A 24,843-nucleotide genomic window follows, 5' to 3' on the forward strand; every position below is an offset into this window, starting at 1 on the left:
ATGCTTAAAACATACAAAAGCGCCTTTATTAGTTTTGTGATTTTGACCACATTGGTCGCAATCTTGTTTTGGTTTTATTTGAATATTCAAGCATCGGTCATGGTTTCAGCACAGCAGGCGGATATACGTTTGCCCGAATCTTTAGCCACTCAGATCCAAGTTGGGCAGCATTTACAAGTAAGATCCAAAGGTGAGTTAAACACGGATCTACTCATTGATCGTACTCTGGAATTACCATTGCAAGGCAAATATTTAGCAGATTTAAGTTTTGAAGTTGAAACGCCGATTACAGTGGATATTGATTATCAAACAATGCTTAAAGTAGATGAAGTCATGCCGATAGAGACCACCACTGATCTCATTTATCAGAATAAGTTACTGCCTAAATTCCCTTTAAGTCTAAATATACCCGTAAAGCTAGACATACCGTTTGAACTCAAACGAAGTTATACCGTTCCCGTCAAAATCGTGTTTGAAGGACCTGTACATTTTGCATTTAATGAGTCTATTCATTTGCCGGTGAAGCATCAGTTCTATCCACGTTTAAATATCAATGATGAAATGAATATGAGTTCGATTTCATCGTTCAATGCAATCATGTTTAACTCAGTGCAAGACACAAAAGCAAATTTAGAAATGCAAATGGACCTGCCATTAAGAAATGTAAGACCTTAAAGCCAATAAAATCTGTTTTTTTAAAGCCAAAATCCTATTTGCTGATTTTTCTATTCGAGAATTTTATTAAAATGTGGCAAAATAGCCCGTTTTAAAGAATTTAGAGGATTGGCACATGCGCTTTGTTGATGAAGCAGTCATTACCGTAGAGGCTGGCGACGGTGGCAATGGCGTAGCCAGTTTTCGCCGTGAAAAATTTGTCCCTTTTGGTGGCCCAGATGGTGGTGACGGAGGGCGTGGCGGAAGTATTTACATCCAAGCAGATGATGATACCAGCACACTTGTAGATTACCGATATACACGTCGCTATCGTGCAGAACGTGGTAAGAATGGTTCGGGTGCGAACTGTTCTGGTCGTGGCGGTGAAGATGTCATTTTAAAAGTGCCTGTAGGTACCACGATTGTTGATACTGAGTCTGGTGACATTATTGGTGACTTGGTTGCAGATGGTCAGCGTGTCAAAGTCGCCAATGGTGGTGATGGTGGTTTAGGCAATACACACTTTAAATCATCAACGAACCGTGCACCGCGTAAATGCACGCATGGTATCAAAGGTGAATATCGTGAAGTACGTTTAGAGTTAAAAGTGCTTGCTGATGTTGGCTTACTGGGTATGCCAAATGCGGGTAAATCAACTTTCATCCGTGCGGTGAGTGCTGCAAAACCAAAAGTTGCCGATTATCCATTTACAACAATGGTGCCAAACTTAGGTGTCGTTGATGCAGATCGTCATCGCTCATTTGTGATGGCCGATATTCCTGGATTGATTGAAGGTGCTGCAGAAGGTGCAGGTCTTGGTATTCGTTTCCTTAAGCATTTGGCGCGTACACGTATTCTTTTGCACATTGTTGATGTTCAGCCGATCGACGGATCTGATCCAGCACACAATGCCAGAGCGATTTTGGCTGAGTTAGAGAAATTCTCTCCAACATTGGCGAAGCTTCCTGTGGTGTTGGTGTTGAATAAATTAGATCAATTGCCAGAAGAGTCACGAGAAGAATGGTGTCAGCACATTCTTGATGAATTGCAATGGAAAGGTCCAGTATTTAAAACTTCTGGTCTTATGTCTGAAGGAACCAAGGAGGTTGTGTATTACCTCATGGATCAAATCGAGCAACAACGCGAGCGTGAAGTTGAAGATCCTGAGTACGCAGCAGAAGTTAAAGCATTCCGTGATCAGCTTGAAGCTGAAACACGTGAACAAACCATCGCAGCAAAAGAAGCTTATCGTGCATTGCGTAAGGCCCAGCGTGAAGCAGGACTAGAAGATGACGAAGATGATTTTGACGATGAAGATGATGATAGCGGCGTAGAAAGCGTCTACGTTCGTGATTAATTAGACTGTTAAACTCCCTTTTAATTCCTGTTGTACAGCAATCGTCGCTGTGCAACAGGAAAAATAATTTGAGGAAAAAATGATAGAAGTGGTCGATGGGCAACGTCAGCTCAATGCGTGTAAACGAATCGTTGTTAAAATCGGATCATCTTTACTGACTGCAAATGGGCAAGGTTTAGATCTACAGGCAATTTCGCATTGGGCGAAACAAATTGCGGATCTACACAATGCTGGACATGAAATTATTTTAGTGTCCTCTGGTGCAGTAGCAGAAGGGATGGTACGCATGAAACTTGCGAGTCGACCCACTGATCTACCCAGTTTGCAGGCTTGTGCCGCGATCGGTCAAATGGGCTTGATCCATACATGGTCAAGTGTATTAGATCAACATGGCATCCGCACTGCTCAGGTTCTTTTGACTCATGATGATCTTGCTGATCGCCGTCGTTATCTCAACTCATGCGATGCATTGCAAAACTTGATTGATTGGCGTGTGATTCCTGTCATCAATGAAAATGATACGGTTTCTACAGATGAAATCCGTTTCGGCGACAATGATACTTTAGCTGCAATGGTTGCGGGTCAGGTGCAAGCTGATTTGTTGATTATTTTAACGGATCAACAAGGCATGTTTGACTCAGATCCACGCAATAATCCAAATGCCAAGCTATTCTCTTCAGTTCGCGCACTTGATGATCGCTTGTTTGAAATGGCAGGTGGTGGTGGCGTGTTAGGACGTGGCGGTATGGTGACAAAAGTTCGTGCTGCTCGTTTAGCTGCTCGTTCTGGTTGTCCAACATTGATTGCAAGTGGTGAAAGTGAAAATGTACTCGCTCGTTTAATGTCGGGTGAGATGATGGGTACGTTATTCACAACGGACAATGATCGTGTTACCGCACACCAAAAATGGTTAGCGGCTCATCTACAAACTGCTGGACGTTTGGTCATCGATGATGGTGCTGTAGAGGCGATTAAACTGAAACATCGTAGTTTATTACCCGTAGGCGTGAAAGCGATAGAAGGGCATTTTGATCGCGGTGATGTGGTTGAGTGTGTGGATAAAAAAGGACAACGTATCGCAGTTGGACGTGTCAATTTTAGTTCACGCTCTGCTGATCTTGTAAAAGGATTGTCATCAGATAAAGTCCATCAGGTCTTAGGTGAGGCACGTTCTTTGGAAATGATTCACCGTAATCATATGGCGATTTACTGATCAAACATTGTCTCGACCCTATAAAACAAAAAAGACTTCTCTCGGGAAGTCTTTTTTATTTGAGCTTTTAAATTATTTCTGCTGTTGAATATTCTTACCCATTCTTGCCAGTAAAATGACCGGAATCAGTCCAACTAAGACAATTAGCAAAGCTGCGATCGCACCATCTTCATACGTTCCTCTAGCTGCTTCAGCATAAAGTTGAGTTGCCAGCGTTTCCATATTGAGTGGTCTGAGCAATAAGGTTGCAGGAAGTTCTTTCATGCAATCTACGAAAATAAGGAGTGCTGCTGAAATAATGGCAGGACGTAATAAAGGTAAATGTACACGCCATAAAATAGAAAAACGATTTTGCCCTAAGTTACGTGCAGCGTCGTCAAAGACGCCATGAATACGATTATAACCTGATTCTATTCCACCGATGGCAATTGCTAGAAAACGGACGCAATATGCATAGATCAAGGTAAATGTAGTACCAAGAAATAATAAGCCCGTGTGAATTCCAAGTTTAAATTCCAAGAAGTCGGCAACAGCATGATCTATTTTGCCTAGTGATAGCATGAGTCCAATTGCAAGGACAGTTCCAGGAATCGCATAGCCTAAGCTGGAAATACGGCTAAACCATGTATTTTGAGTAAAACGAGCCGCACTGACGATGAGAAAACCAATAAAAATAGTGATCACTGTTGCGATGCTGGCTAGGCTTAGCGTGTTGATTGAGGCTTGTAATAGATAATCAGAAAACCCTGCATATTGAAATCGTTTATATGATTCTACGAGTAGATGGCTAATCGGAATCAGAAAACCGATACAGATTGGAATTAACCCTAAACCTAGAAATAGCCATGCTTTGCTTCCTGTGACTTGTTGTGCAGGCATCAATCGACTACGTTGGGCCGAATTCATATAGCGTTGCTTACGTCGTCCAAGTCGTTCTACGATCACCAATAAAGTAATGATCATTAGCATGAAAATAGCAATTTGTGCTGCACTGGCGAGATCGGATTGGTTTATCCATGTAGAGTAGATGGATAACGTAAGGGTTTTAACACCTAAAAATTCGGTTGCTCCAATATCATTGATGGTTTCCATCAATGCCAAACTTGCGCCAACAGCAATCGCAGGTCGAGCTAGAGGAATGGCAACTCTTAAAAAAACTTGATTGGGTTTTAGTCCTAGGCTTCGTGCGACTTCAATCAGACTGGCTGATTGCATCAAGAACATGGCACGCGTACTGAGATATACGTAGGGATATAACACAAAGCTTAAAAGGAAAATACAACCCCAAACTGATCGAATATTGGGAAACCACCAAGGCTGTGCTTCCCAACCAAACCAAGCACCTAAGACCGTTTGTACAGGACCAATTGGATGCAGAATATCAATATAACTATAGGCAATAATATAAGTAGGGACAGCGAGTGGAAGTAGCAATGCCCAATCTAAAAAAGCACGTCCTCGAAACTGATAAGCCGTCACCAGCCATGCACTACCAGTCCCGATTAAAATGGTCAGTAGACCGACCCCCAATAAAAGGAGAGTGGTATCAACTAAGGTTGGTGGAAGAACATAGCGCAGCAAATGTCCCCAAATATCGCTATTGCCTTGTAATGCTGTCCAAATTAGTGCCAGTACAGGTAAACAAGCCAGTAGGGTCAAAATACCACTAAGCGAAAATAGTAAACGAGGTGAGTCTTTCTTTTTGATCATCGAGGATATTGGGGACTAAGTGAGAAAAAGGCAAAACAAATCAGTATACAGGCAATCTTGATGATCGCCTGTTTACGCATTGCGAGGCTTAGTGATTAAATTGAACTTTATCGACTAAAAGGTTGGCTGTTTTACGATGACGTGCAATATCGCTTAAACGAATTTTGTCGACTTCCAGTTTACCAAAGCTCGCAATAATTGGATCAACTTTAACACCTGCTTTTACAGGGTACTCAAAGCCACTTTGTGCATAAATTGCTTGAGCATGGTCAGAAGCTAAGAATTCAAGTAATTGAACAGCCTCTTTAGGGTTCGGCGCGTATTTAGCGACAGCAGCTCCAGAGACATTGACGTGTGTACCGCCATTTTTAAAGCGTGGTAATACGACATTGATGGCATTGCCCCAACGTTGTTGCTCAGCATCTCCAGTACGCATCGTACCAACATAGTAAGTATTCGCTACCCCGATATCACAGATTTTACCTAGAATATCACGGGCTACATCGCGGTCACCGCCACTTGCTGGTCGTGCCAAATTTGCTTTCACACCACGAAGCCATTGTTCGGTTGCTTTTTCGCCGTGATGGGTAATATAAGCTGCAATTAAACTGGTGTTATATGCATGACTACCTGAACGAATACAGATTTTTCCTTTCCATTTTGGATCAGCTAAATCTTCATAATTGATTGCAGTTAAAGGCGTGCGTTCTTTAGATGCATAAACAGCACGTGCACGCATTGATAATGCATACCAGTGACCATTTGCCGCACGTAAGTTTCCAGGAATAGCAGTATTCAGGACCTTTGAGTTAATACGTTGAGTTAACCCACCTTCAACTAAATCAACTAAATTACCAAAATCAACAGTCAGCATCACATCAGCAGGCGAACGTCGTCCTTCCGCTTTTACTCGCTCAAGTAATCCATCTTTGATAAAAACAGTATTTACTTTAACGCCTGTTTTTTCACTAAATTCTTGTAAAAGTGGTTGAATTAAAACAGGTTCTCTAGTGGTATATAGGTTTACTTGAGCGGCATTAGCCCAGCTACTTCCTAATGCCACTAGTCCAGCTAAAGCAATATGAAGCTTTGACAGTTGTTTCATTTATTTCATCCCTAATCACAAAGTTTAAACATTGAACGTTTGTTTGGTGCGAATATTTTCGATCGGTGTTTGATCATCTAAAGCGTAGAAGAAGCATGTCGTTAAATCTACGTGGATATACACTTGTTCTGCTGTACTAAAATTCTGTTGATAGTCAACTTGTGCCAATAAGATATTATTTTCATTCTCAATTTGTAGACGTAATTGTTGAGTATGTCCCATAAAACTTGAAGAAATGATTTTTGCAGGCAATCTATTCTCAGCAGCTTCTTTGAAAATGTAAATCTGGTGCGGACGAAAACAACATTGAATTGCTTGCTCTGTTTGTTTTAAGTGTTGAGGTTTTGGGATTGCCCCAAAAATTGTATGAAGTTGATCATTTTCTATTTGTGCAGATATTTCATTGAGTGCAGAAAAATAACGTGCCGCAAATAAGGTTTTAGGTTGTAAATAAAGCTGTTTTGGTGTTCCGATCTGAATAATTTTGCCTTGATGCATCAAAATAATTTGATCCGCGATTTGCAGGGCTTCTTCTGGATCATGGGTTACGATGACGGTCGTTGTAGCTGTCTTCTTTAAGATTTCGATGGTGCTTTGGCGAATATGATCACGCAAACGATGATCTAAATTAGAAAAGGGTTCATCCATCAGTAGAACTTGCGGTTTGGGTGCAAGAGCACGTGCCAAAGCAACACGTTGTTGCTCACCACCGGATAGGGTATATGGATAACTATGTAGATGATGATGCATAGAGACGTGTTTCAATGCTTGTTCTGCAATCGTTTGTCGCTGTTGTTTTGGTAATTTTCTTAAACCAAACATGACGTTTTCCAACACACTTAGGTGAGGGAACAGCGCATAATCCTGAAACACTAAGCCAATATTTCGCTCTTCTGCCGGCACTTGTTGTTGTGCATTCCATAAAATGTCTTGTTCAAGTTGAATTGAACCACTGCTAGGCGTTTCTAAACCCGCAATCAACCGTAGCATCGTCGTTTTGCCACAACCTGAATGTCCGAGTAAACAGATAATCTGTCCGCGAGTAGCAGACCATGTTGCCTGATTGACCGCAAATCGAGCTCCATATTGCTTGCTCAATTGTTGGATGGTTAAGACATTGGCCTGAGGTGCAGTATGAGCATTCATGGTCAATTCACAGTACAATTTATTTGAGCAAATAATAACTAATAATTCTTCTCATGTAGAGTCTTTTTCTAATTTCTTTTGCGGTTGCTTTTCATCAACATGTTGTGGATGTATAACGTGTGGAAGTGTTAAATCTTGTCCAACCATGTAAGCGTGATCTGTCAAGCTGAACATTTCAAGATCTTCATGGCTATTACCATAGGCATAAACTTGATGGTACTCATTCAGATTGTATTGTTGCAGTACTCTAATTTTTTTCTGTTCACAGCTACAATCCAAAGACTGGTAATGGCCAGAGAGTGTGCCATTAACAATTTCTGTTTCTGTACAAATCAATTCGATATTTAATAATTCACAGATCGGCGCTAAATATAAGTCAATTGAAGCGGAAACAAGCACAACATGATCGCCACGTTGTTGGTGTAAATAAAGTTGTTGAAGTAGATCTGGATCTAATTCTTTAATAATTTGTTGTGCATAATTGATTGCGATATTTTGTATTTGCTTCGCTGTCATGCCTTTAAACATCGTTTGAAATAATCGAGGTCTCATCGCATGTGCAGGATATAAACCTAGATAGTAGGCCTGAATCCAAGGAAGGATTTTCAAGCCTTTTAAAATAACATGATGTTTCGGGAGGGCGAAAAAAATAAATCGGGTAAAACTGTCTTTGGGATAAAGCGTGCCATCAAAATCAAATAAAGCAAGATTTACAGTTTTAGTTGTTTTGCTCTTTGCATGCATGTTTCATATCGTCCATTTACACGGCTTGCAAACCAATTGGTATTATAATCACGGCTCAATTTTGGACCGGAAATTACGACTTGAGGCATGATCGCATATTTTGCATCTTTGCCTGTTTTGCTTTGATATAAATTTTGTAGTGCAGTATAAGTCTGTGTATTTTCGAATTTCTTTGATTTTTCCTTTTTCAAGTCACTTCGAATTTGACGTGGGGTAACTAAAACCCCATTTTCAGCAAATACTGAAATCAAAGCTTTTTCGGTTTGGCTTTGAGTTGGACGAACATTACCTTCTTTATTATAGATAAGTAGATCACCATCTAAATCAATTTCAATATCAGTTAATGCGTCTAACATGCTTTGAAATGCTGCATTACGGCTGGAATACATGCCAGAATTATAGTCAGCAAAGCGATAAATTGCGCGATCATAATCTGCAGGATAAACCATTAAACGATGGATGCCATAATATAGGCCACCGTATTGGGTATAGAGATCATTGCGTAATTCTGCAGTGCTCATACCGATACGTTTATGTTCTTTGGCATAATTAATATGAACTTGCATCGATCCTAGGGTGGTAATCGGATTCATTTTCTCACTAATATCTTGGCCTACAAGTTTTGCAGCGCCAGTTAAAGCACTAATATGGTAATGCTTTGCCATGTAATCAAAAATTTCACGATAAAGTAGATCAAGCTCACGTTCTGTTTTAACTCTACGCATTTGGCGCATATAGTTGTCTTCAGGAGAGGGTTGATTTTTTAGGACTTCCTCGAAGTAACCTGCGACGGTACCACCGATTGTCTCCCCAAGTTTTGCTTCGAATTTTTCATTTAACCGTGTATTAATTTCCTGAACTGCTTTTTCACCTAAACCAGCGACTTGTGGGTCTGCAACAAAGTTTGACTCTTGATCCACCACGGCAACAATCGTGCATACATTCTGTTTAGATTGAGGGATATTAAGTTCTTGCATAATGTCATGAATATCTTGTGCCCAAGCGTCACGATCACGTACACGTGCTGGAATCACACTTTTAATCTGATCTGCTTTCAGTACAGGTTCTTTATCATTTGCCCACCATGCAAAATCACCACAAGCGGTGAGACTGGCACAGCTGATGATTAGGCTAAGTGTTTTTAATAGCGGACGAGATGAGTATGATTTGTTCATGATCAGGACAACACCACATAAAAAGATGAGTCGAATGGGCGAATGAAGTATACTATGGCGATCAGAAATTGTAAGAAAATATATGTATATTGGTTCATATCAACTGTCAAATAATTTGATCGTTGCTCCGATGGCAGGGGTTACAGACCGACCATTTCGAACATTGTGTAAATACTTTGGTGCTGGGCACGCGGTTAGTGAAATGATGACTGCTGATAAAACCTTGCGTATGAGCAAAAAGAGTCTGTATCGTGCAAATTTTGATGGTGAATTAGCACCAATTTCAGCACAAATAGCGGGTTCTGATCCTGAGCAATTGGCTGAGGCTGCGCGCTATCAAGTTGCCAATGGGGCGCAAATTGTTGATATCAATATGGGCTGCCCTGCAAAGAAGGTTTGTAACAAACTGGCGGGTTCTGCTTTGTTGCAAGATGAAGATCTGGTTGCACGTATTTTGGATACAGTCGTTGCTGCTGTTGATGTTCCAGTAACATTAAAAACTCGTCTTGGTTTTTTAAATGGTCAAGAAAATATTTTGCGTGTGGCGAAACGAGCTGAAGAGGCGGGGATTGCTGCTTTGGCTTTGCATGGGCGTACGCGTGAAGATATGTATTTAAATCATGCTCGCTATGAACTCATAAAACAGGTGAAACAACTCATCAGCATCCCAGTGATTGCGAATGGTGATATTGATAGTCCAGAAAAAGCAAAATATGTATTAGATTATACTGGCGCAGATGCCATCATGATTGGACGAGCAGCACAGGGCCGACCTTGGATTTTCAGAGAAATTGGACATTACTTAAAAACAGGTGAACATCTCGCTACGCCTGACATCGCTGAAGTTAAAGCCGTTTTGTTGGGGCATTTATCTGAACTTTATCAATTTTATGGTGAATATTCAGGTTGCCGTATTGCCCGTAAACATATTGCTTGGTACACCAAGGGTTTACGTTCAAGTAATGAATTTCGGCAGAATATGTACAAGGTTGAAAGTACCGCGGATCAGGCAAAAGTCGTTGAAGCCTATTTTGATCAATTACTTGATCTCGGTCAGCGAATGAGCGATGTACAAGTTGAACAAGTAAATTTGTTAGAGATTAAATAACCAGAATTTGCGTATTTGAAAAAGCCTGTAATTCGATTTGAATTACAGGCTTTTTATTATGCTAAATGAGCTGTAATTTTCTGCAAGATTTGCAAGATCACATCAAACTCACTTTGAAGTGGAGTGCTTTTGCGTGTCACTAAAGCTAAAGTACGACTTGGAGCATCTTCGATGGATTTAATAGAAATCGTTTCATTACCATTCAACATGCTATTTTTAATCGCAATTTCAGGTAAAAGTGTGAAACCTAAATCAGAAGATACCATTTCGACCAATGTTGGTAGTGAACTTGCTTTTAAGCGATGATCATTTTTGCGTTCACCAACAGGGCAGGCACTCAATGCATGATCACGTAAACAATGGCCTTCTTCAAGTAACATCAATCGTGACAGATCAAGATCATCTAAAGAGTTTGCATTGGCAGCATTGCTGTCATTTTTATTGTAAACCAGTGATAAATGCTCTTTTGCGATTTCAGCAACTTTTAAACCACGTGTATCAAATGGCAGTGCAAGAACAATCATATCTAGATTGCCATGTTCCAGTTTTTCTACAATCTTTTCGCTTTGTGCTTCATGTAGATGGAGTTGAATTTTTGGCAATTGTTGATGCACTTCATCCAAGAGTTGCGTCAAGATAAAAGGTGCAATTGTTGGGATAATACCAAGATGCAGGTCACCTGTTAGCGGCTCACTCATTTCTCGGCTTAAACGCATAAGATCTTGTGCATCAGCTAATAACACACGTGCACGAGCAACAACTTGTTCACCTAGAGGGGTTAAACGGACGTTTTGACGATCACGTTCAACTAAGACGCCACCTAGCAGACGCTCTAGTTCCATGATTCCCCCAGATAAAGTGGACTGGGTAACAAACGAACGGCGTGCTGCTTCAGTAAAATGTAATGTTTCTGACAACGTAACTAAATATGATAGCTGTCTTAATGAGGGTAATGCAGCCATAGTGTCCTAGTGTGATGATCTAAAATGATGAACAAACAAATCGCTAAGTTGCGGGATGAAATGTGCAGGAATATCATGCCCCATTCCATGAATTAATTCAAACTTAGCACCCGTAATTGCTTTTGCAACCGCTTTACCATGACTTGGTGGTAGTAAACGATCTTTTGAACCGTGCACAACCAAAGTGGGCTGAGTGGTATTCTTGTTCAATGGTAACAAAGAACCTGTACATAATATTGCTAAAAATTGTTGAAGTACACCCGCTGGATAAAAACTACGGCGATATAATTTTCGAATGGTTTGAATTGCTTCAACTTGATTCACATAACCAGGTGAACCAATAATTTGAAATACTCTTAGACTATGATTAACAATTGACTCTTCATCACGTGCTGGAGGCCTTCCCAATAAACTGAAAAGTTGTTTTGGATAAGGGAAAGGAAGGAAAGGTTGATTGTTACTCGTAAACAATAGTCCAACTTTTTCTACCTTTTCAGGGTATTTCGCCGCAACGATTTGAGAAATCATGCCGCCCATCGATGCACCTAGTAGATAGGTTTTTTCAATACCTAATTGGTCAATGAGCATGGCGACATCATCTGCCATATCATACAGTGTATAGGGCGCACCTTCATTGCCAAGCCCAAACATGAAACGTCCCATGAGTTTCATTGTATTGAGTCTTTTACCTTTATTTCTAATTTTTGAAGATAAACCAATATCACGATTATCAAAACGAATCACACGAAACCCTTGGTCAATCAGCGCTTTACAAAAGAAATCAGGCCAAAATAACATTTGTGCACCTAATCCCATGATGAGCAGAACTGTTGGATGTTCAGGGTTTCCGCCGATTTCAACATGGAGTTCGATACCATTGCCCAAACTTACTTTGGTCTCTTGCATAAATGCAGTATAAGGCGACACATTAAATTGAAGGGCACTGTTCATGCTGCTCGTTCCAAGTTGAATTATTTTTGTCGGTATTGAGTTTATTGAAACCTCATTTTTCAACAAACTCGCTATATTTAATAAACCTTAATTTTGTGCAGGAATCAAGTCAGGCACAAGTTTGGTCAGTGTCAAACGCTGTTTTGCAGCTGTTGCACCTAAAAGTACAAAGCCTCTTAATGTGCCTTCTGCATCAACTGCTTTTGCTAACATTCCATCTTCAAAGTCTTCCATCTCCCAAGTCACATCAATATCTAATGGGGCAGGTAAAACAGTGAGTGGTGCTGCAGGGGTTTTTACTGCAACAGGCATCGCTGGATAGTGTACGGCAGTGTTTTGACCACTTAAAGTTTTAGCCAATGCTCGAGCTTGTTGCATGATTGGCATTACATAAGGAAGTAAAGTTCCGTTGACTTCAGCACAGTCACCAACCGCGTAGATATCTGCTTGATTGGTTTCTAATAAAGTATTGGTGATGACGCCACGACTTGTTTGAATCCCTGCTGATTTTGCTAGGGCTGTATTTGGTTGTAAACCAATTGCTGATAAAACGATATCCGCAATCAAGGTTTGTCCATTTGCAAGTGTTACAGCGTAATCTTCACCATCATTAATTTTGGTAATTTTTTCAACTGTTGTTGAAAGGACAAATTTAATTCCAGCTTGTTCTAAGTTGTTTTTGAATAAGTCTGCAACATGACTAGGCAATAAACGTCCCAATGGTTGTGGGGCAAGATCGATTACCGTAATATCATATTCGCTATGTAATAAATCATTGGCAAATTCACAGCCAATTAGTCCTGCACCTAAAATAACAACGCGTTTATCTTTACGTTGAGCAAGGTTTTCACGGAAGTTACGATAGTCAATCAATGAGTTAACGACATGGATATCATCACTGCCATCACCTGAGATAGCTAAACGGATTGGATTCGCACCGACTGCAAGGACAAGTTTAGAGTAGGGTTGCGTAATCGTTTCACCATTTTTTTCTAAAACGATTTCATGTGCTTCTGCATGGATTTCTTTGACCCACGTTTCTGCCTCGATACGCATATTGAGTTGAGTTGCCATTTTATTAGCATCGCCTAAAGCAATTTGCTCAGGTGCTTTATTGCCTGCGAAAGCATTGGATAATGTTGGTTTTGCATAATTTACCGCATCATCTCCACAGATCATAACAAGTTCTTGTTCTGGGCTCAGTTTGCGAAATTCACGAGCAACGGTATAACCAGCCATACCAGATCCGATGATGACGATAGGATGCATGAGATTCTCCAACATTTTTTATATAAAAATTAAACTAAAGAAAAAAGACCATGAGAGAGGGGGTGTGACCACTTGATCTATGGTTGCGACAGAAGATATTTTTTAGGCGATACAAGGCATGGCTTGTGAAATTTAGTAATTCTAAATGAATAAGACATAACGTAGTAGCGTCAAAAAATCTCCCTGTCCCGTAGGGTTGTGGCTAAAAATCCCTCATACTTCGTTATGAAACTTGGCAAGGAAATAGCCATTACCTGCGTTTCATGTCTTGTCTGATGAATTTTTAGCCTGCAACGCAACCCATTTATAAAGTGATCACAGCCCCTAGAGGTCTTTTTGACAATCTTAGATTTCAATCATTTCAAAATCAGCTTTTGAAACACCGCAATCTGGGCAAGTCCAATCATCAGGAATATCTTCCCATTTAGTACCTGCTGCAATGCCGTCTTGTGGCCAACCTTCTGCTTCGTCGTAAATCCAACCACAAACGATACATTGATATTTTTTCATGTGACTCTCCAAACTGATAGGTATGCTCAAATTGCCTTTCAGTAAAACTGTTCCATAATGTCGCTACGATCGCTGCAATATAGTACTAACTTGTGTTGATCGGGAGTTAGATTTTTACGCAGAACGACATTTAAGTAAAGTAAATGCAAGAGTTTAATCATTTATTAAAAAAGAGATATGGCAATTCAAGCCGAAAGTCTTGTTATTTGAGCAATTGCTCTAAATTTATTCGTGTCATTCTTCGTGAATGTAATTGAAAATATCGAAACGTATAAAATTGGTGTGAATAAAAAATAAACATTTGAACAAGCGGTATCATATTTTGAGTGTTAATTATTAGAGAATTAAACATATGGAAACCTTGGTATACAGCATAAAAATTCATGCCTCTCAACAAAAAGTATGGGATGTACTTTGGACTCTTGACAGTTATCAGGCTTGGACAAAATTCTTTTCACCCAGTTCAACGATGCAAAGTGATTGGAAGGTTGATGGTAAGACTTATTTCTTAGATGGAGAAGGCAATGGAATGATTTCAACAATTGCAAGCATTGAAGAACCGAAACAATTGATCTTTAAGCATCTCGGTATCATTCAAAATGGTCAAGAAGACTTAGAGAGTGATGAGGTAAAGTCATGGGCTGGAACTTTGGAAAAATATTTTCTGCTTGAATCAGGTGCAGATACTGAACTACATGTCGAAGTGGATGTGCAACCTGAATACATTGAAATGATGGATAAAGGGTTTAAGCAAGGCTTGGAAGCGATTAAACAAATGTCAGAAAGTTAAGTGAAATTAGGGTATAGATATCGCTAAAAATCCTCGTGGAAAAAACAAGAAAAACTGATAAATATAGGCTTTTTTAAGAATGTCAGGTCGAAAAGATACGAAAATGTTTTGCGATCTGCTATTCTATGTGCCTTTATTTTTACTTAAACCGAGGCAGAGATGACGCAACAAAACGCTCAATCGACTTCTGAACAAACACTTTCCGAAAACGATTTAATCGCACAGCGTCATGCCAAATTAAAGCAAATCCAAGAGACTGCAAAACAGACTGGCAAGAGCCCTTGGCCAAATACCTTTAAACGTGAACATTATACAGCTGATCTACAAGAACAATTTAAAGATCAAGATAAGGCACAAATCGAAGGTGCTGAAAAAGTTTATGTAAAAGTTGCGGGTCGTGTCATGCTCAATCGCGGATCATTTATTGTGATTCAGGACATGACAGGTCGTATCCAACTTTATGTGGATCGTAAAGGTCTACCAGCTGATATTTTAGAAACGATTAAAAGCTTAGACCTTGGCGATATTATCGCAGCTGAAGGCTATATTGGTCGCTCAGGTAAAGGGGACTTATATGTGCACCTTGAAGCTTTTGAATTGCTGACTAAATCATTGCGTCCACTCCCAGACAAATTTCATGGTTTAACAGATACTGAAGCGAAATATCGTAAGCGTTACCTGGATTTGATCGTAAACGAAGAAACACGTAAAACTTTTGAGATTCGTGCCAAAGTTGTCGCTGGTATTCGTGCATTTTTAACCAATGAGCGTTTCATGGAAGTAGAAACACCGATGATGCATGTCATTCCAGGTGGTGCTTCTGCAAAACCATTTGTGACGCATCATAATGCGTTAGATATGGAACTCTATTTACGTATCGCGCCAGAGCTATATTTAAAACGTTTGGTTGTTGGTGGTTTTGAGCGTGTGTTTGAAATTAACCGTAACTTCCGCAACGAGGGAGTTTCAACGCGTCATAACCCAGAATTTACCATGATTGAGTTTTATCAAGCTTATGCAGATTATAAGGACTTGATGGAACTTACTGAAAATATGCTTGAGAAATTGGCAATTGATATCTTGGGTACAACTGACGTGCCTTATGGCGAAGAAGTTTATAGCTTCAAAGGTCCATTTAAGAAGATTTCAATGTTCGATGCGATTCTTGAGCATAACCCTGATTTCACACCTGAAAATGTCAATGATCGTGAATTCTTGGCGAAATTTACTCAAGATGTATTAAAAGAAAAAGTTAAGCCGGGTTTTGGTTTGGGTAAGTTGCAGACAATCGTATTTGAAGAAACGGTTGAGACGAAACTTCGCCAACCGACGTTCATCACAGAATATCCTGCGGAAACTTCACCACTTGCACGTCGTAATGATGATAATCCGCATATTACTGATCGTTTCGAGTTCTTTATTGGCGGTCGTGAGTTGGCGAATGGTTTCTCAGAGTTAAACGATCCAATTGATCAAGCTGAACGTTTCCAAGCACAAGTTGCAGAAAAGGATGCAGGTGATGATGAAGCAATGCATTACGATGCGGACTTTATCGAAGCGCTTGAATACGGTTTACCTCCAACAGCGGGAGAAGGGATTGGTATTGATCGTTTGGTGATGTTATTCGCTAATGCACCAAGTATTCGTGATGTGTTGTTATTCCCACATATGCGCCGTAAAGACTAATTTTCGAGTTATGCGGAACACCAAAGACCACTTTTATAAGTGGTCTTTTTTGCATTCTACGTTAAGAAATGTAATTGTTCAGTTTGGTGATTGAAAACAACCTATAAAAAAACGATGATGTGTTCATAAATAAATTTGAGAACAGTCTGGATATGTTTTTAAAAAAATCGCTTTATGTCGCATTATTGGCGTCTCTCTCTTCCGCTGTATTTGCGCAAGGTATTGTGTTAAATGATGAAAACTTACGCACTGACTTGAATTGGTTAAACCAACAAGGCGTAATTCAAATCAGTACTTCAACTTGGCCAATGAGTGGAGATGAGATTAAACGCGCTTTATCACAAGCTCAAGTAACCAATAAAGCACAACAGAATGTTATCGACTCTGTTATGCATGCGATTGCTGCGGACAATGCAACAGCAAAAGTAGGATTACATGCAGGTACTGATCTTAAAACAATACCTCAAGCTTTTGGTGACAGTCAAAAGTCCCAGTATCAAGCCGCGTTAGAGTTTAATGCAGGTGGTGAAAATTGGGATGCAAAAATCCGGGTGAATGCTGAAAAAGATCCTTTGATTGACAATGGTAATGATGTCAACGTTGAAGGTTCATATATTGCAGGAAAGCTTTGGAATCAATGGGTCATTGCTGGGCAAATCCCAACATATTGGGGACCAGGACACGATGGTAGCTTGATTCGTGGTGATGCCAGCCGTCCAGTTTACGGTGTCACGGTTCAACGTGCAGTACAAAATGCATTTGAAACAAAATGGCTATCTTGGATTGGGCCATGGCAATATCAAGCCTTTGCAGGACAATTAGATGACTATGAAGCAATTCCAGATACAAAGCTAATCGGTCTTCGATTCACAGCGCGTCCGTTCCAAGCTCTGGAAATTGGTGCTTCACGTGCAATCCAATGGGGTGGGGATGGGCGTCCTGAGAGCTTTAGTTCTTTATGGGATGCAATGTTAGGAACGAGAGATAACGGTGGTCGAGGTAAACCTGATCCTGCCAATCAGATTGCAGGCTTTGATGCTCGTTTGTTCTTACAGCCGTTATGGGGTGTACCAATTAGCTTCTATACCCAATTCGTTGGCGAAGATGAAGCTGGTGGTTTACCTGCAAAATATCTGTATCTAGGTGGTGCTGATTTCTCATCAAGCTATAACAATATGCCGTACCAGTTATATGCAGAATGGGCAGATACGCGTACAAATGGAGAGGCAAAAGGCATTTCCTATAATCATCATATTTACAGAGATGGCTACTACCAACATGGTTTCCCATTAGGGCATGCTATGGGTGGTGATGGACAAATGTATTCCGTTGGTGGGGATATTCGTTTTGATACGATGAATCGCTTAAGTGGGCGAGTGATGTACGCAAACGTTAGTCAAACTCAGCGTGTAGAGTTAAATAATGCTGCTTTCCCTAAATCAGATAAGATCAAAGGTTTAGATATCACTTGGACTCATTATGTCAAACCAACAATCCCATTAAAGGTAAATGGTTGGGTGAGTGATTCTGATGTGAATGGTAGTGATGGTGGTGTTTCTGTTGGTGTAGAAATTCCATTAGAAAAAAATATGTTCCGTTTCTAATTTGAAAGTATTGCGGAAAGAGGCCTATAGAGGCCTCTTTTTTGCTTGGAGTGGATTATGTGAATTGGGGAGTATTTTGTAGATTTTATTATTCTTTACATATCACAATTTTGCATATTTATATGAAAAAACAAGCTAAAGAACTCGTTCTAAATTATTATAATGAATAAACTTTGCTAGCTGATGAAAAAGTAAGTTAGTAAGCATATTGATATCATGAAAAATTGGAGTTGTTATGGCACTCGTTCCTCCACACGGTCTTCCAAGTGGTGGTGTAAAACCACTTATAGATTTTATGGGTAACATGGATAAGGAGGTAAGTGTACATGACTGAGAATAGATTAACGCACCTCAAGCAACTTGAGGCTGAAAGTATTCATATCATTCGTGAAGTCGCGGCTGAATTCGAAAATCCTGTGATGCTTTACTCGATTGGTAAAGACTCTGCAGTGATGTTGCATCTTGCACTTAAGGCATTTTATCCTGCGAAACTCCCATTCCCATTACTACATGTAGATACAGGTTGGAAATTTAAGGACATGATTGCTTTTCGCGATAACATGGCGAAAACGCATGGCTTTGATCTGATCGTTCATCAAAATGTTGAAGGGCGTGAGGCAGGCATCAATCCATTTGATCATGGTAGCTCTAAATATACAGACATCATGAAAACTCAGGGCTTAAAACAAGCCTTGGATAAATACCAGTTTGATGCTGCTTTTGGTGGCGCACGTCGCGATGAAGAAAAATCACGAGCGAAAGAACGTGTTTATTCATTCCGTGATACGAAGCATCGTTGGGATCCTAAAAACCAACGTCCAGAACTTTGGAATCTTTACAATGGTAAAGTAAACAAAGGCGAAAGCATTCGTGTATTCCCATTATCTAACTGGACTGAGTTAGACATTTGGCAATATATCTATCTAGAAAATATTCAAATCGTTCCTCTTTATTTCTCTGCCGTACGTCCAGTGATAGAGCGCAGTGGTACTCTTATCATGGTGGATGATGAGCGTATGCGTTTGAAAGAAGGTGAAGTCCCACAAATGAAATCGGTACGTTTCCGTACATTAGGCTGTTATCCATTAACAGGTGCAGTTGAGTCTGAGGCGGATACATTACCTGAAATTATCCAAGAGATGCTTTTAGCGACGAGTTCAGAACGTCAAGGTCGTATGATTGACCATGATGAAGCTGGCTCGATGGAAAAGAAAAAGCAGGAAGGTTACTTCTAATTTCGTTTAGGAAATTCGATTTCAAATTTTGTGGAGTTTTGAGCAATGTCTCATCAATCAGATCTTATTAGCCAAGATATTTTGGCCTACCTAAAACAGCACGAAAATAAAGACCTTCTGCGCTTTTTGACCTGCGGAAACGTCGATGATGGTAAATCAACGCTTATTGGTCGTTTACTTTATGACTCAAAATTGATCTACGAAGATCAATTGCAAGCGGTAACGCGTGATAGTAAAAAAGTGGGTACGACAGGCGAGGCACCTGATTTAGCATTGCTTGTAGATGGTTTACAAGCAGAGCGTGAGCAAGGCATTACCATTGATGTCGCGTATCGTTATTTTTCGACTGAAAAACGTAAATTTATCATTGCCGATACACCGGGCCATGAGCAATATACCCGCAATATGGCAACAGGTGCTTCAACTGCTGACCTTGCGATTATCTTGATTGATGCTCGTTATGGCGTGCAAACACAGACGCGTCGTCATACCTTTATTGCAAGTTTACTCGGTATTAAAAATATCGTTGTTGCGATTAATAAAATGGATTTAGTCGAGTTCTCGGAAGCTCGATTCAATGAAATTCAAGTTGAATACGATGCGTTTGTAAATCAATTAGGTAACCGTCGTCCTGAAAATATTGTCTTTGTTCCAATTTCAGCACTTAATGGCGATAACGTTGTTAATCCATCTGTAAGTACACCTTGGTACAAAGGTCAAACGCTGATGGATATTCTTGAGTCAGTGGAAATTAAGCGTGAATCGAATAAACATGAATTTCGTTTCCCTGTTCAATATGTGAATCGTCCAAACCTTGATTTCCGTGGTTTTGCGGGCACGATCGCATTGGGTGAAATTAATATTGGTGATGAAATTGTTGCACTTCCATCTGGGAAGAAATCAACAGTTAAAGAGATTGTGACTTTTGATGGCAATCTTGAGAAAGCTGGTGCTGGTCAAGCTATTACCTTAACCTTAAATGACGAAATTGATATTTCACGTGGTAATGTATTGGTTCGTACGGGTGAGCAACCTTTAATTTCTCGTAGTGTTCGTGCATCAGTGGTTTGGATGACCGAGCACCCTTTGGTTAAAGGTAAGCTCTACAACGTCAAAATCGGCACTCAAACTGTTCCTGCAAAAGTCACTGCAATTAATTTCCGTGTCAATGTAAATACACTTGAGCACACTCAGGTTGAAGAGCTTGAGTTGAATGCAATTGCGGATGTTGTGATTGAGTTTGATGCGCCAGTTGTATTTGATCAATACCAAGACAGTCGTTATACAGGTTCATTTATCTTTATTGACCGTTTAAGCAACGTGACCGTTGGTGCAGGTATGGTTGAAGCTGCTGTTGAGTGGACTGCGCATAGCAATCCAGTTACTGCAGAAGATCGTGCTGCTCGTTTAGGTCAGAAACCTGCTGTGATTGGTGTTTCTGCACAGTTAATCGAGAATGCTCAAGCATTAGAAAGCTTATTGATCCAACAAGGTGTGGTTGCGATTGCAAAAGCGGATTTAACTGTTGATCAAATCAATCTGTTACGTGAAACAGGTGTGGTTGTGATTACTACGACTGTTGAAGGAACTGATACCGATATTGCTGCTGAAACTGCTGAAGAGGCTGCTGATAAAATAGTCGAATTAGTTCGTCTTTAATTGATTAAGTTAGTTTAATAAAGCTCACCATTTAGGTGGGCTTTTTTTGTTTTTGATCCTGAATTGACGGTGAGGAAATATATAAAATAGATCAAATAAGTAGAGGACCTATTTTAGCGAGAAGTTTGACCTTTTAATTTTCTTTTACGGTTGCTTTTATGAGACAATATCAGTTCATATTTTTTGTATTTGGACTCCCATGACTGAGCAATCTCCCGAATCTTTAAGCGATATCGAAATTTTAGACATTTTACAGTCTATGAAAAAAGATGAGCTAGATGTTGAAGCCAAAGAGATCATTCGTAATGGGGGGAAAGCAGGTCGCCAAGAAGCGCACAAACTGGCTTTGGTTGCATTAAATACAAGCTTTGAAGAAAAATTTGTTGAAGCTGTTACTTTAGCTTTAGGTTTAAATGCAGGGCAGGCTAAAAAGATTCGTTATAAGAAAGATCGTATCCGCATTTTAAAAGTACGTGGTATCGATTATCTCGCAATTGACGGAGCAGAAACGGCACAAGTATTGGCTCAAATCGCACAAGCAATCACACGAGAAGACGCAATCGTTACCGAAGGTTTGCATAATATTTTCCCATTTTGGAAAGAAGGCTGGCCAATGGTTCAATTTGATAATGCTTATAAAATTTTGGCTGAAGATATATTGATTCATTACCAAGCCACTTTAGATGAGTTAATCTCGCTATATGGCGGGAATTAACATACGACGATAAGTGATTCATTTAAAATAACAAGGATTGTTAACTTTATGAACTTACCTCATAAAATTCCTCCAGAAGCGCTGCAAATGCTGCGCGATGGGCAATTAATACACGCGATTAAGATTACTCGTGAGAAAACTGGACTGGGGTTAAAAGAATCCAAAGATCTTATTGATCAATATCTAAATGATCATCCTCAAGAACAAACGAGAATTCAGGAACAATTAACTCAGCGTAGTCGAAGTGGGTTAAAAGTTTTTGTTGTGATTTTTCTGATACTGGTCATTTTGATTTGGTTTGTGATGCAATAAAAACAGCAAGTTTAAAGAAAAGACTTGCTGTTAAAATGTCTATTCTTCTTTTATGGCAGGCCTGTCACTCTCTTGGCTAGGGAGAATTTGCGTGACAAGCAATTGGTCAATTTTATAATGATCAATGTCAACAACTTCAAATTTGAAGCCAGCATATTCGACGGCATCCGCAGGACGGGGAATTTTACGAAGACGATACATAATGAAGCCTGCGATCGTTTCATAGTTCTCGTTTTCGGGAAACTCCTCTATCTCTAAGACATGCTTCACATCTTCGATCGGTGTGCTTCCATCGATTAACCACGAATGGTTATCGCGCTTAATAATTTGCTGATCTTCTTCCATAGGTGTAACCCAATCACCCATCACGGTAATCATGATGTCACTGAGCGTAATCACGCCCACAACCAGTGCATATTCATTGATGACGACAGCAAACTTTTCCTTAGTCGAGCGGAAACGGTCGAGCAACTCAGAAAGAGTGAGAGTATCTGGAATAATCAGAACGTTACGAATCGTTGATTCATTTAACTGAAGTAAGGATTGATTATTTAAAATACGCACAAGAATGTCTTTGGTATCAACATAACCAATGACTTGATCAATGTGTTCATTACATACTAAAAATTTTGAGTAAGGGTACTCAGCTAATTTTTGGCGAATACTGCTCTCATTTTCTTTGAGTGTAAAGTACACAACATTTTCACGTGTGGTCATACTCGAGGGTACAGTACGTTCTTCGAGTTCAAATACATTTTCAATGAAATGATGTTCTTGCTTTTGTAAAACGCCTGCTTGAGCACCTGCATCCATGACAGCAGAGATATCATCAAAAGTGATATTGTCATCGCGTGTGGTATTTACCTTAAATAGCCTAAACAATAGGTTTGCGATGGCATTAATTCCCCAAGCCAAGGGTTTGCAAACTTTAATAAAAATTTGAATAGGTTCAATCACACTAATTGCAATTTTTTCAGGTGCAATCATTGCCAGACGTTTCGGCATTAAATCAGCAAATAAAATAAATAGTGAAGTAACGAATGTAAAAGAGAGTGCAAAACCTATGGTTTCTAACCATGCGCCTGTATAAAAACGACCAATCAAATCTACGAAAAAAGGGCGAAAGGCAGCTTCACCTAAAATACCGCCCAAGATTGCAACTGCATTTAATCCAATTTGAGATGCAGCAAAAAAGTCTGCGGATTGCTCTTGCAGATCCAGAACCTTTTGCGCACGATGTTCACCTGATTCGGCTAGAATTTTAAGCTTAACTTTTCGCGCACCTGCTAGTGCAATTTCGGTGAGAGATAAGAAACCAGCTGCAATAATCAGCATTGCGATGATAATGATATTTTGAACGAGACTCACACGTCACCTGAATTTGAATCATTATTATATTAATGTTTTAACATAAAAAAGTTGTCAAGTTAATCTTTAGATTAACTCGACGTTGTTCATCTTTTATCGTTAATTTTAGTACTGTGAAAATTGAGAGTTATTTAATAAAAATTCTCGATTTTCTTCCTCAATCATTTGGCGAGCTACGAATAAAATCAGTTGTCTTAACCAGCGATGGGCTGGGTGATGATGAAGTAAAGGACACCAAGCCATTTTTAATTCGAATTCAGGAATGTAAAAAGGAGGATCTTTGATGACCAATCTTGGGTTTTGTGTTTGAAGCTGTGCCATACGAGTTGGTAAGGTTGCAATCAGATCTACATTTTGCGCTAAGAGTGCTGGCATTTGATAATGTCGTGTAAACACGGAAATCTTACGGCGTTGCCCAATTCGCTCAAGGGCTTGATCAATCCAACCTAAACCAGCTTGTTTATCAGGATTGACACCGAAACCGACGCCCATACCTGTTTTTGATACCCAAATATGTTGCGCATCTAAATAACTTTTAAGATTTAAATGCTGAACGGCAGGATGCTTATCATTTAAAATACAACTAAAGCTGTCACGCCATACCAAAACTTGATGGAAACTTTGCGGAATTTCATTGAAGCGGTTAATCGCTAAATCAACTTTACCTTGTTCCATATCACGGTAGGACACATCACTTGGCGTTAAAAAGTCGAGTACCACGTTCGGGGCTTCTGAGCGTAATGCTTTAACTAAACGTGGAACTAAAGTCGCCTCGGCATAATCAGATGTCATGATACGGAACACACGATTACTGGTATATGGGCGGAATTCAGTTCGAGGCTCAAGAATCATGGAAAGATCAGACAGCGCATCACGAATACGAGGTTGTAATTCCAATGCGCGTTCTGTCGGGGTCATCCCTTCAGATGATCGAATCAAGAGTGGATCATTAAATAAATTACGTAATCGACGTAAAATATTACTCATAGCTGGCTGAGTGACACCGAGTTGTTCAGCAGCTCGGGTGACATTTTTTTCACGAAGAAGTACGTCAAGATAAATTAATAAATTAAGATCGACTCGCTCCAGATTCATAAAAAAAATACCGAAAATAAAATCCTTGAATTGTGATGAATTATGACATATCTCAAGTCATTTGTGTAACTTAATACTACAAAAAACAACAGCTGAATGATGATGTACAAATAAGCTAGAAATTTCTACTTACGTTGACGGCGATAAGTCTATTGGATGACGCATCTGAGTCTGGCCTAATGCGGAAATAGGGGGGGGAGCTTAGCTTTAACAACGCAGTTTTAGTGTCATTGTAAGCATAGAGACTAAGCTGAAAATGTTTGGAAATAAAAAAATGAACGCTAATTTAGCCTAAAAAGTGATTTTTCGTATTTCTGAAATTAATTTAAAAACAGATGTTTATTTTGTATTTTTATGTGGTGTTGAAAAATGCCCTCACATATATTTTTTAAGAAAATACCGAAAATTAAGCTAGAATATTGGATTAATCCCTTGGCAAAGACTAAGCTGTGTTCATATTGATGCATTGCTCGAA

At 39.7% G+C, this 24,843-nt stretch carries 22 protein-coding genes; 11 read left to right on the top strand and 11 right to left on the bottom strand.

The window, feature by feature from the left end; genetic code table 11:
• The 3 genes from DS737_RS05185 (at position 1) to proB (ending at position 3,224) form a co-directional block, all read left to right on the top strand.
• Positions 1-675 (top strand): hypothetical protein, encoded by a 675-nt coding sequence (locus DS737_RS05185; protein ID WP_017396263.1) that lies wholly within the window; start codon positions 1-3, stop codon positions 673-675.
• Between the two features lie 115 nt (positions 676-790).
• Positions 791-2,011 (top strand): Obg family GTPase CgtA, encoded by a 1,221-nt coding sequence (gene cgtA / locus DS737_RS05190; protein WP_075315206.1) that lies wholly within the window; start codon positions 791-793, stop codon positions 2,009-2,011.
• Positions 2,012-2,090: 79 nt separating this feature from the next.
• The gene (proB, locus tag DS737_RS05195; RefSeq protein ID WP_004639988.1) at positions 2,091-3,224 is read left to right on the top strand and encodes a glutamate 5-kinase; all 1,134 of its coding nucleotides are present in this window, start codon (positions 2,091-2,093) and stop codon (positions 3,222-3,224) included.
• Positions 3,225-3,296: 72 nt separating this feature from the next.
• Here the strand turns inward: proB and DS737_RS05200 are convergent, their stop codons facing one another.
• The 5 genes from DS737_RS05200 to DS737_RS05220 form a co-directional block, all read right to left on the bottom strand.
• On the bottom strand, positions 3,297-4,934 hold the full coding sequence (locus tag DS737_RS05200; protein WP_113996956.1) for an ABC transporter permease: 1,638 nt from the start codon (positions 4,932-4,934) through the stop codon (positions 3,297-3,299).
• A gap of 88 nt (positions 4,935-5,022) precedes the next feature.
• Complete coding sequence (locus DS737_RS05205) at positions 5,023-6,039, bottom strand: extracellular solute-binding protein (RefSeq protein ID WP_004639985.1); 1,017 nt, start codon at positions 6,037-6,039, stop codon at positions 5,023-5,025.
• A gap of 24 nt (positions 6,040-6,063) precedes the next feature.
• Positions 6,064-7,185, bottom strand: coding sequence for an ABC transporter ATP-binding protein (locus DS737_RS05210; RefSeq protein WP_113996957.1), 1,122 nt, complete (start codon positions 7,183-7,185; stop codon positions 6,064-6,066).
• Between the two features lie 51 nt (positions 7,186-7,236).
• Entirely contained in the window at positions 7,237-7,929 is a 693-nt protein-coding gene (locus DS737_RS05215; protein ID WP_113996958.1) for an HAD-IB family hydrolase, read from the bottom strand.
• Positions 7,896-9,104 carry a DUF1615 domain-containing protein gene (locus DS737_RS05220; RefSeq protein WP_017396265.1) on the bottom strand — a complete coding sequence of 403 codons (1,209 nt, stop codon included), beginning with the start codon at positions 9,102-9,104 and terminating at the stop codon, positions 7,896-7,898. The genes DS737_RS05215 and DS737_RS05220 overlap by 34 nt, the downstream gene beginning before the upstream one ends.
• An 82-nt stretch (positions 9,105-9,186) precedes the next feature.
• Between DS737_RS05220 and dusB the strand changes: the two genes are divergently transcribed.
• A complete protein-coding gene (gene dusB / locus DS737_RS05225; protein ID WP_113996959.1) occupies positions 9,187-10,212 on the top strand; it encodes a tRNA dihydrouridine synthase DusB in 1,026 nt (341 codons plus the stop codon).
• Between the two features lie 56 nt (positions 10,213-10,268).
• On the opposite strand, the gene oxyR is transcribed toward dusB, so the two are convergent.
• The 4 genes from oxyR to rubA form a co-directional block, all read right to left on the bottom strand.
• Entirely contained in the window at positions 10,269-11,174 is a 906-nt protein-coding gene (gene oxyR, locus DS737_RS05230; RefSeq protein WP_004639978.1) for a LysR family transcriptional regulator OxyR, read from the bottom strand.
• A gap of 6 nt (positions 11,175-11,180) precedes the next feature.
• Complete coding sequence (locus tag DS737_RS05235) at positions 11,181-12,125, bottom strand: alpha/beta fold hydrolase (protein ID WP_004639976.1); 945 nt, start codon at positions 12,123-12,125, stop codon at positions 11,181-11,183.
• 87 nt (positions 12,126-12,212) lie between these two features.
• Positions 12,213-13,394: a rubredoxin reductase RubB gene (gene rubB, locus DS737_RS05240; protein ID WP_005084622.1), complete on the bottom strand. Its 1,182-nt coding sequence runs from the start codon at positions 13,392-13,394 to the stop codon at positions 12,213-12,215.
• Positions 13,395-13,739: 345 nt separating this feature from the next.
• Positions 13,740-13,904, bottom strand: coding sequence for a rubredoxin RubA (gene rubA / locus DS737_RS05245; protein WP_000760495.1), 165 nt, complete (start codon positions 13,902-13,904; stop codon positions 13,740-13,742).
• A gap of 352 nt (positions 13,905-14,256) precedes the next feature.
• On the opposite strand from rubA, the gene DS737_RS05250 reads away from it, so the two are divergent.
• The 7 genes from DS737_RS05250 (at position 14,257) to DS737_RS05280 (ending at position 21,905) form a co-directional block, all read left to right on the top strand.
• Positions 14,257-14,694: an SRPBCC family protein gene (locus DS737_RS05250; protein WP_113996960.1), complete on the top strand. Its 438-nt coding sequence runs from the start codon at positions 14,257-14,259 to the stop codon at positions 14,692-14,694.
• 159 nt (positions 14,695-14,853) lie between these two features.
• Positions 14,854-16,380 carry a lysine--tRNA ligase gene (lysS, locus tag DS737_RS05255; protein WP_113996961.1) on the top strand — a complete coding sequence of 509 codons (1,527 nt, stop codon included), beginning with the start codon at positions 14,854-14,856 and terminating at the stop codon, positions 16,378-16,380.
• A gap of 152 nt (positions 16,381-16,532) precedes the next feature.
• The gene (locus DS737_RS05260; protein ID WP_113996962.1) at positions 16,533-17,984 is read left to right on the top strand and encodes a capsule assembly Wzi family protein; all 1,452 of its coding nucleotides are present in this window, start codon (positions 16,533-16,535) and stop codon (positions 17,982-17,984) included.
• Between the two features lie 326 nt (positions 17,985-18,310).
• On the top strand, positions 18,311-19,219 hold the full coding sequence (gene cysD / locus DS737_RS05265; RefSeq protein ID WP_113996963.1) for a sulfate adenylyltransferase subunit CysD: 909 nt from the start codon (positions 18,311-18,313) through the stop codon (positions 19,217-19,219).
• 45 nt (positions 19,220-19,264) lie between these two features.
• Entirely contained in the window at positions 19,265-20,878 is a 1,614-nt protein-coding gene (gene cysN / locus DS737_RS05270) for a sulfate adenylyltransferase subunit CysN (RefSeq protein WP_113996964.1), read from the top strand.
• Between the two features lie 199 nt (positions 20,879-21,077).
• On the top strand, positions 21,078-21,593 hold the full coding sequence (locus DS737_RS05275) for a hypothetical protein (protein WP_004639959.1): 516 nt from the start codon (positions 21,078-21,080) through the stop codon (positions 21,591-21,593).
• 48 nt (positions 21,594-21,641) lie between these two features.
• Positions 21,642-21,905, top strand: coding sequence for a ribosomal protein L7/L12 (locus DS737_RS05280; RefSeq protein WP_005089702.1), 264 nt, complete (start codon positions 21,642-21,644; stop codon positions 21,903-21,905).
• Between the two features lie 39 nt (positions 21,906-21,944).
• On the opposite strand, the gene DS737_RS05285 is transcribed toward DS737_RS05280, so the two are convergent.
• Positions 21,945-23,273, bottom strand: a complete 1,329-nt coding sequence (locus DS737_RS05285) for a hemolysin family protein (RefSeq protein WP_113996965.1) — start codon at positions 23,271-23,273, stop codon at positions 21,945-21,947.
• A gap of 105 nt (positions 23,274-23,378) precedes the next feature.
• The gene (locus tag DS737_RS05290) at positions 23,379-24,368 is read right to left on the bottom strand and encodes a LysR family transcriptional regulator (RefSeq protein WP_005084639.1); all 990 of its coding nucleotides are present in this window, start codon (positions 24,366-24,368) and stop codon (positions 23,379-23,381) included.
• Positions 24,369-24,843 lie beyond the last annotated feature (475 nt).

It is taken from the genome of Acinetobacter haemolyticus (genome assembly GCF_003323815.1).
In the GTDB taxonomy this organism is placed as follows: domain Bacteria; phylum Pseudomonadota; class Gammaproteobacteria; order Pseudomonadales; family Moraxellaceae; genus Acinetobacter; species Acinetobacter haemolyticus.